Source organism: Pseudoflavonifractor sp. 524-17 (genome assembly GCF_009935845.1).
Lineage (GTDB): Bacteria > Bacillota > Clostridia > Oscillospirales > Oscillospiraceae > Pseudoflavonifractor_A.
The window spans coordinates 24,100-32,428 of the sequence record NZ_QWEK01000041.1; the positions used below are offsets into that span (position 1 = coordinate 24,100).

Annotated in this window: 7 protein-coding genes; all 7 read left to right on the forward strand. The window is 64.8% G+C overall.

All coding sequences use genetic code 11. The features are described 5' to 3' along the window. Nucleotides 1–35: 35 nt before the first annotated feature. Entirely contained in the window at nt 36–608 is a 573-nt protein-coding gene (locus tag D1159_RS13960) for a TerD family protein (RefSeq protein WP_161846274.1), read from the forward strand. 82 nt (nt 609–690) lie between these two features. After that, the gene (locus D1159_RS13965; protein ID WP_161846275.1) at nt 691–1,827 is read left to right on the forward strand and encodes an HpcH/HpaI aldolase/citrate lyase family protein; all 1,137 of its coding nucleotides are present in this window, start codon (nt 691–693) and stop codon (nt 1,825–1,827) included. Beyond that, entirely contained in the window at nt 1,820–3,088 is a 1,269-nt protein-coding gene (locus tag D1159_RS13970) for a phosphoribosyltransferase domain-containing protein (RefSeq protein ID WP_161846276.1), read from the forward strand. The genes D1159_RS13965 and D1159_RS13970 overlap by 8 nt, the downstream gene beginning before the upstream one ends. Continuing rightward, nucleotides 3,085–4,200 carry a cysteine protease StiP family protein gene (locus D1159_RS13975; RefSeq protein WP_161846277.1) on the forward strand — a complete coding sequence of 372 codons (1,116 nt, stop codon included), beginning with the start codon at nt 3,085–3,087 and terminating at the stop codon, nt 4,198–4,200. Before D1159_RS13970 ends, D1159_RS13975 begins: the two co-directional genes overlap by 4 nt. Continuing rightward, nucleotides 4,197–4,988, forward strand: coding sequence for a hypothetical protein (locus tag D1159_RS13980; RefSeq protein ID WP_161846278.1), 792 nt, complete (start codon nt 4,197–4,199; stop codon nt 4,986–4,988). The genes D1159_RS13975 and D1159_RS13980 overlap by 4 nt, the downstream gene beginning before the upstream one ends. Continuing rightward, nucleotides 4,982–7,693 (forward strand): calcium-translocating P-type ATPase, PMCA-type, encoded by a 2,712-nt coding sequence (locus D1159_RS13985; RefSeq protein ID WP_161846279.1) that lies wholly within the window; start codon nt 4,982–4,984, stop codon nt 7,691–7,693. The genes D1159_RS13980 and D1159_RS13985 overlap by 7 nt, the downstream gene beginning before the upstream one ends. Nucleotides 7,694–7,709: 16 nt before the next feature. Continuing rightward, nucleotides 7,710–8,329: TerD family protein (locus D1159_RS13990; RefSeq protein WP_161846280.1), on the forward strand; the 620-nt coding region annotated here is incomplete at its 3' end.

The window sequence follows — 8,329 nt, forward strand, 5'->3', positions numbered from 1 at the left end:
CGCTCCCTATTTTTACCTATGAGGAGGAATTTAATATGCCTATCAATCTCTCCAAAGGTCAGAAAATCAACCTGAGCAAGGAGGCCCCTAATCTGAAGGTGGCTCTGGTGGGCCTGGGCTGGGACATCAAGCAGTACGACAGCGGCGCGGACTACGACCTGGACGCCTCCATCTTCCTGCTGGACGCCAGCGGAAAATGCGCCCACGATTCTGACTTCATTTTCTACAACAACCTGTCCGCCGGCGGCGTGACCCACTCCGGCGACAACCGCACCGGCGAGGGCGACGGCGACGACGAGGCCATCACCATTGAGTTCGACAAGGTCCCCTCCTACGTGGAGAAGATTGCCGTCACCGTCACCATCTACGACGCGGTGGCCCGGGGCCAGAACTTTGGCCAGGTATCCAACGCCTTTGTCCGTCTGGTGGACACCCAGAGCGGCGCGGAGCTGCTGCGCTTCGACCTGGGGGAGGACTACTCCACCGAGACCGCCATTGTCTTCGCGGAAATCTACCGCCACAACGGCGAGTGGAAGTTCTCCGCCGTGGGCTCCGGCTTCAACGGCGGGCTGGAGGCCCTGTGCCGCGCCTACGGCCTGGACGTATAACACGCGGATATGACTTGTCCCCCATGGGGCCGGAACGCCGGCCCATGGGGGACTCTTCCAAGTACAAAGGGAGCACACCGCTATGAACTATTTTGACTATCTGTCCCCCGGCGACCGGAACAGCCTCTTCTTCCTGCCCCCCGCCCCCTTTGATCGGGACACCGAACGGGACATCCTGCGGGACGCGGTGGGGGGACTGCTCTACCTGCCGGGCGGCAATCCCAACATTGCCCACATCATCCGCAGCGGAAAGATCCGGGGACTCACCTCCATGGCCCTGTGTCTGGAGGACGCCGTGGGGGACGCCCAGCGGGAGCAGGCCGCAGAAAACACCTTGAACCAGCTCGCTTTGCTGGCACAGGCCGTGGCCTGGGGGGCCCTGCCCCGGGAGCGGCTCCCCCTTCTCTTTGTCCGAGTGGAGAGCAGCCGGATGCTGGAGCGTCTGGCGGAGGACTTTGCGGCCTGTGCCGGTGTCCTCACCGGCGTCATTCTTCCTAAAGTCACCGGGGAGACCCTGGAACGGGGCCTCTCCCTCACCGCCGCCATTGCCGCGGACAGCGGCGTCCCCTTCTACGCCATGCCCATTCTGGAGTCCGCCGCACTCATGGACTGCCCCGACCGGCTGGCGCTTCTCCGGAGTCTGAAGGAAATTACGGATCGCTATGCCGGCCGCGTTCTCAATATCCGCATCGGCGCCACCGACCTGTGCGGCCTCTGCGGCATCCGCCGGGGGGTGGACACCACCGCCTACCAGGTCGCCGTCCTGTCCAGCTGTATCGCCGACATTGTGCGGGTCTTTGCCTTCCAGGACGCCTACACCGTCAGCGGCCCGGTGTGGGAGTTCTACAGCGCCCTGGCCCGCTCCCGGGCCTTGCAGAGCTGGAGCGAGGTCAACGGCCTGCTGGAGGAGGTCCGGCTGGATCTCCAAAACGGCATTCTGGGCAAGACCTGCATCCACCCCACCCAGCTCCTGCCCGTGCAGGCCAGCTATGCGGTGCCCTTCGAGGCCTACCACGACGCCCGCTCGATTCTGGAGGTGGACCGGGGACAGACCGGAGTAACGGCCAGCGCCCGCCGCAACAAGATGAATGAATGCAAGCCCCATACCCTCTGGGCCCGGAAGATACTCCGCCGGGCCGGGATCTACGGCGTCTATCAGGAGCACACGGACACCGCCGGTCTGATTCGGGCCGTATCTCAGGGAGGATGTTATGAATAGACAAGCCTATACCACCGCGCTGGGGGACAGCCTCACCGTAACGCTGGAGTTGGAGCCGCCCAAATTCGGCCTCGCCCCGGAGGACCTGTTTGCCCTGGCCATGCGGCGCAATCCCAACCGCCCCTTTCTCTTTGTCAGCAAGGTGCTGGGCAAGCACCTCCCCATCCGCCCGGCGGTGCTGCCGGCGGCAGGAAAGCTGCTCTCTCTGGCCCTGGAGGGGGCCAACGAACCCGGCCCGTGGGCTGGGATCATCAAGGGCGCCGGCGCGCGCCCCTTTCCGGCCCTCATGGACGAGCTGGAGCGGACCCAGATTGTCTTGGGACCGGAGGAGCGCACTCTCTTTGTGGGCTTCGCGGAGACCGCCACCGGACTGGGACAGGCGGTGGCCGCCTGCTACGCCGGGGAGAGCGCCTACCTCTCCACCACCCGCTTCCCCCTGGAAGGGATGTTTACCCTCACCTTTGACGAGTCCCACTCCCACGCCAAAACCCAGCTGCTCCACTTCGCCTACGGCGGCCGTTTTCCCAGCCAGTGCAGCCGGGCCGTCATCATAGACGACGAGTTTACCACCGGCGACACCGCCCTGAAGCTGGTGGAGGTCCTCCACCGGCAATTCCAGATCAAACGCTTTGTCCTCCTGTCCATCCTGGACTGGTCCGGCGGCGCCAGCCGCCAGGCCCTGGCGGACCGGCTGGGGGTGGAGATTCAGGCGGTCTCCCTTCTCCGGGGCGCCATCCGGCAGGTGGAGCAGGGCCCCGTGCCCCAGACCGCCCTGGAGGATCTCCGGGGCGCCGGCTGTCCCAACGCCGGCTTTTACGCCATCCTGGACGGCCCGCCCCGGCCTACGTCGGGACGCACCCTGCTCTCCGCCCAGGAACAGGCGGAGCAGCGGCGCTCCTGCGCCCAGCTGGCCAAGCTCCTGGGCAGCCGGGGGGACGACGCCCTGTTTTTGGGGACAGGGGAGTTTATTTACGCCCCCGCCCTCATCGCCGGGTACTGCGGGGCCACCGCCTTCCACTCCACCACCCAGAGCCCCATCTACCCCCTGGCCGGCTCCGCTGTCACCTGCGGCGCCTGCTTTGAACCCCCGGACCGGTACAGCCCCGCAGGCTATCTCTACGAGATCCCCCGGGGCCGGTACCGCCAGGCGGTGATTCTGGTGGAGAGCGCTGCCCTTCCCCACAGCATAAAGGGCATCAGCCAGCTGGCCCACTGGCTCAGGGGCCGGGGCTGTGAGCATGTGGAGGTGACGCCCCTGTGACCGCTCCCGCCCCTTTGACTCCGCCGGGCAGTTTTTCTCCCGATGACGTTACCTTGCTCCTCAAAGATGTCACCGGCCTGGTGCAGGAGCGCCCCACCCCCCAGCGGGAGCGGGAGATCCAGGCCGGACGGCACTACTCTGAGGATTTGCCCATTGAGCAGGTGCCCAGCAACGCCTATCTGGCCCTCTTCCGCCGGCTGATGGACACCCAGCTCCCCCTGGTGGCCCGTTACACCGGCATTCTCACCCGGCTGGTGCTGGAGCGGTATCCCAATCCGGTTCTGGTCTCTCTGGTCCGGGCCGGCACCCCCTGCGGGGTGCTCATGCGGCGGTACGCCGCCCGGGAGCTGGGGGCGGATCTGCCCCACTACGGGGTGAGCATTATCCGGGGCAAGGGCTTTGACGAAAACGCCCTGTCTTACCTTCTGGCCCGCCATCCCGGCCGCCCGGTAGTCTTTGTGGACGGCTGGACCGGAAAGGGCATGATCACCCGGGAGCTGGCCCAGTCCTGCCGGGACTACAACCAGCGGCACGGCAGCGCCCTCCAGCCGGTTCTGGCGGTGCTGGCCGACCCCGCCCACTCCACTGAGCTCTGCGCCACCCGCGCGGACTTCATCAACCCCTCCTGCTGTCTCAACAGCACCATATGCGGCCTTATCAGCCGCACGGTTCACAATGAGGGGCTGATCGGCCCCCATGACTTCCACGGGGTACGGGTTTACCGGGAATTCGCCTCTATGGACCAGACCGCCGCCTATCTGGACGGAGTGTGCCGCTGGTTCGCCCCCCTTCGGGGGGAGATTTCCGCCGGCTTTGCGGCCGTCCGCCGCCTGGACCGCGCCCCGGACTGGAGCGGTATGGCCGCGGTGGAGCGCATTGGGGCGGAATTTGGCATCTCCGATCTCAACCGCATCAAGCCCAGCATCGGGGAGGCCACCCGGGTGCTGCTGCGCCGGGTGCCGGACCGGATCCTGCTCCGGGAGGAGAACCACCCGGACGCGGCCCACATTCTTTTTCTGGCCCGGGAGCGGGGCGTGCCCGTGACGGTGTACCCCAGCATGCCCTATCTCTGCTGCGGCCTCATCGCGGATCGGAGGGGGGCGCAGCCGTGATTTTTTCTGCCGACCTGGACCGCACCCTCATCTTCTCCCCGCGCAGGCTGGACCCTCTGGGGCCCGCAACGATCCCGGTGGAGCGGCGGCAGGGAGCGCCCTGCGGCTTTATGACGCCGGAGGCCCGGCGCGCGCTTATGGCCCTGTCCGCCCGCGCCACCTTTTTCCTCAACACCCTGAGAGGGCTGGAGCAGGCCAACCGGGTGGACTTTGTGTCTGAGGGCCGGTGCAGATATCTGGCCCTGCAAAACGGGCTCTCCCTCTACCGGGACGGGGTGGAGGACAGGGACTGGGCGGCGTATGTCAAGCGCACGGTGTCCGCCCTCCCCCTGGATCTCACCGGGGGGATTGAGCGGGTGCTCCGGCATCTGCCTGGGATTGAGTGCCTGTCCAAGCGGTACCAGTATCTGGCCGTCTTCTTTGTGGAGGAGGCCCTCTTTGACGGCGGCGCCTGTGATATGCTGGCCGGCGAGCTGGCCGGACTGGGGTGGGCGCTGTGCCGCCAGCGAAAAAAGCTCTACCTCTCTCCACAGCCCATCCACAAGGGGGCCGTTCTGGCCCGGGTCCGGGAGCGCGAGGACGGGGCGGAGGCCGTGGGCTTTGGGGATTCCGGGTTCGACCTGCCCATGCTGCGCGCCTGCCGCACCGCCTGGTCCCTCCGGGACTGCGACCTCTGGGGGCGGGACTGGGGCTTTCCCATCCAGTACTCCTCCGCCCCCGCCCAGGCCGGGACGCAAGAGGTTCTGCAACGTATCTTATCAAATTTAGGAGATCAAAAACTATGCTGAAAAACCATGAAATCAACGCCCTGACGGAACAGCAGGCGGAGGAGAGCCGCAAGGCCCACGGCAGCAACGCCCTCACCCCGCCGGAGCAGTCCTCCTTCTGGCAGGAGCTGTGGGAGACCTTCCGCGGGGACGCCCTCATCCGCATTCTCACCGTGGCGCTTATTATCACCGTTGTCTTCGCCATCATCGGTGTGGGCGACTGGCTGGAGGCCGTGGGCATCGCCATCGCTGTGGTGCTGGCCACCGCCGTGTCCACCTACAGCGAATACTCCAACAACCAGCTCTTTCAAAAGCTCCAGGACGAGTACTCCAAGATTCTCTGCAAGGTCTTCCGCAGCCGGGAGGGCCAGGTTCAGGTGTGCAATCTGAAGATCGACGAGATCGTCACCGGAGATTACGTCCTCCTCCAGGCCGGCGACAAGGTGTGCGCCGACGGCTTCCTCGTTGACGGCGAGATCAAGGTCAATCAGGCCAGCCTCAACGGCGAGAGCGAGGAGGCCAAAAAGTCCGCCGCCCCCGCAGACTACTGCTACACCCCCGACCAAGTGGATTTTCTCGATGTCCACAAAGTATACCGGGGCTCCGTCGTCACCACCGGCGAGGCCATTATGCAGGTCAGATGCGTGGGCGACCACTCCCAGTTCGGCCGTCTGGCCCAGGAGCTGAAAGAAGACGAGGAGCGGGAATCCCCCCTGAAGGTAAAGCTCGGCAAGGTGGCTGACGCCATCTCCCGCTTTGGCTATATCGGCGGCGCCCTGATTGCCATTGCCTTCTTCATCAACTGCGCCTTCTTTACGCCCACTTTGATCAACGGCGCCGCCTCCTATTTCTCCGGGGCCAATGTGATGCAGATCCTCCGGGATCTGGTGTCCTCGGTCACTCTGGCGGTGGTTATTATCGTGGTGGCCGTCCCCGAGGGCCTGCCCATGATGATCGCCCTGGTCTCCGGCCTGAACATGAAAAAGCTGCTCAAGGATAACATCCTTATCCGGGAGATCGACGGCGCCGAGACCGCTGGCAGCCTGAACATCCTCTTCTCGGACAAGACCGGCACCATCACCAAGGGCGCCCTCCAGGTGGTGGACTTCATCTCTCCCCAGGGGAAGGAGTTCCAGCGCTTTGACGCCATTCCCGCCCCCCTGCGGGAGATGCTGCTCATCAATATCTGCGGCAACACCAACGCCGTGGCCCTGGTGAATCACGGCAAGCTCCAGGTCACCGGCGGCAACGCCACTGAGCGGGCCCTCCACGAATTCACCGGGGCAGAGGGGACCCAGGCCTATGAGTCCCTCCAGCTGGAGTGTACCGACAGCCTGATGTTCAACAGCGCCAACAAGTACTCCGCCAGCACCATGGCCGGCAAGCTGAACAAGACTATCGTCAAAGGCGCGCCGGAGAAACTGCTGGCCAACTGCACCAGCTACTATGATGAAAACCTCCAGATCCACCCCCTCACCGACGCCGTCCGCGCCGATCTGGACGCCCACATGGCCGCCCTGTCGGAGAAGGCTATGCGGGTACTCGCCTTCGCCACGTCGGACCAGCCCATCGGGGACAGCCTGCTTCAGAACATGACCTTTGTGGGTCTGGTGGGCATCCGGGACGAGCTGCGTCCTGAAGCTGTGGAGGCCATCCGCACCGCCAAGCGGGCGGGCATTCAGGTGGTCATGGTCACCGGCGATAAAAAGGAGACCGCCGCCGCCATCGCCCGGGATGCCAAGCTCATTGACGCCACGGACGATCTGGCTCTCACCAGCGAGGATCTGGCAGCCCTGTCCGACGAGGAGCTGAAGAAAATTCTTCCCCGGCTGCGGGTGGTGGCCCGTGCCCTGCCCACGGACAAGAGCCGTCTGGTCCGGGTTTCTCAGGAGCTCAACCTTGTCGTCGGCATGACTGGCGACGGCGTCAACGACGCCCCCGCGCTGAAAAAGGCCGACGTGGGCTTCGCCATGGGATCCGGCACCGAGGTCTCCAAGGAGGCCGCCGAGATCACCATTCTGGACGACAACTTTAACTCCGTAGTGAAAACCGTCCTCTACGGCCGCACTATTTACAACAATATCCGCAAGTTCATCGTCTTCCAGCTCACCATCAACATCAGCGCCGTGCTCATCGCCCTCATCGGCCCCTTCCTGGGCATGGGCACCCCCCTGTCTGTCACCCAGATGCTGTGGGTGAACATCGTTATGGACACTCTGGCCGCCCTGGCGCTGGGTGGTGAGCCCGCCCTGGACCGCTATATGGACGAAAAGCCCAAGCGCCGGGACGAGTCCATCATCAGCAAAAATATGTGGTCCTCTCTGCTCACTACGGGCCTCTACCTCACTGGGGCCAGCCTGGTCTTCCTGCTGCACCCCTTCTTCCAGACTCTGTTCCGCGCCGACGGCGCCGTGGTCTACGAGGGGCACGATATCTACTTTATGACCGGCTTCTTCTGCTTCTATGTCCTCAGCGCCATGCTCAACGGCTTCAATGTCCGCACCGAGAAGCTCAACGTGCTGGACAACGTGGGCCAGAACAAAATGTTCCTGTACGTGATGGGACTGATCGCCGTGATCCAGGTGCTGATGACCTTCATCGGCGGCGCCATCCTCCGCACCGCGCCCCTTACCGTCAATGAGTGGGGAGTTGTTGTTCTCCTCTCCCTTATCATTCTGCCGGTGGGCACCCTGCGCAAGCTGATCTTCCCCGAAAAACACGCCTGATAAGGGGGATTTTTCCATGCTGGATTTTTTACGCGGACAGAAGGCCTCCCTCTCCGCCCTGTGCGGCGGGCTGGAGCTGGAGGCAGAACTCTTCCACTCTGCCCCGGTGGAGATTGACGTGACCTGCTTCTGTCTGGACAGCGACGGGCGACTTTCTGACGAGCGCTATTTTGTCTTCTACAATCAGACCCAGACCCCGGAGGGCGCCGTCCGCCTGGAGGCGGGCAGCGCCTCCGGCGCATACCGGTTCCACCTCCGGCTGGACCAGCTCCCCGCCCACATCCACAAGCTCTCCTTTACCGCCTCTATCGACGGCACCCGCACCATGCAGGAGCTGAAAAAGGGGTATGTCCGCCTGCTGGCCGGCGGTGAGGAGGCAGGCCGCTTCTCCTATGACGGCAGCCAGTTCTCCGCCGAGCGGGCCCTTGTGGTGTGCGAGATCTACCGCAAGGGGACGGACTGGCGCTTCAACGCCGTGGGCCGGGGATTCAACGGCGGCCTGAAGGCCCTGGTGGAGAGCTTCGGCGGCACCGTGGCCTCTCCCGCACCCGCCAATCCCGCCGGATCCGCCGGCCGGCGTCCCCCGCCGCCCCCCGCCCCCGGCCGGCCCTGCACCGCGCCCCCCTCCGGGACCCC

Excerpts from the sequence above, each read along its gene's own strand:
- D1159_RS13960 (WP_161846274.1), top strand. The coding sequence starts at position 36 with ATGCCTATCAATCTCTCCAAAGGTCAGAAAATCAACCTGAGCAAGGAG.
- D1159_RS13965 (WP_161846275.1), top strand. The coding sequence starts at position 691 with ATGAACTATTTTGACTATCTGTCCCCCGGCGACCGGAACAGCCTCTTC.
- D1159_RS13985 (WP_161846279.1), top strand. The coding sequence starts at position 4,982 with ATGCTGAAAAACCATGAAATCAACGCCCTGACGGAACAGCAGGCGGAG.
- D1159_RS13970 (WP_161846276.1), top strand. The coding sequence starts at position 1,820 with ATGAATAGACAAGCCTATACCACCGCGCTGGGGGACAGCCTCACCGTA.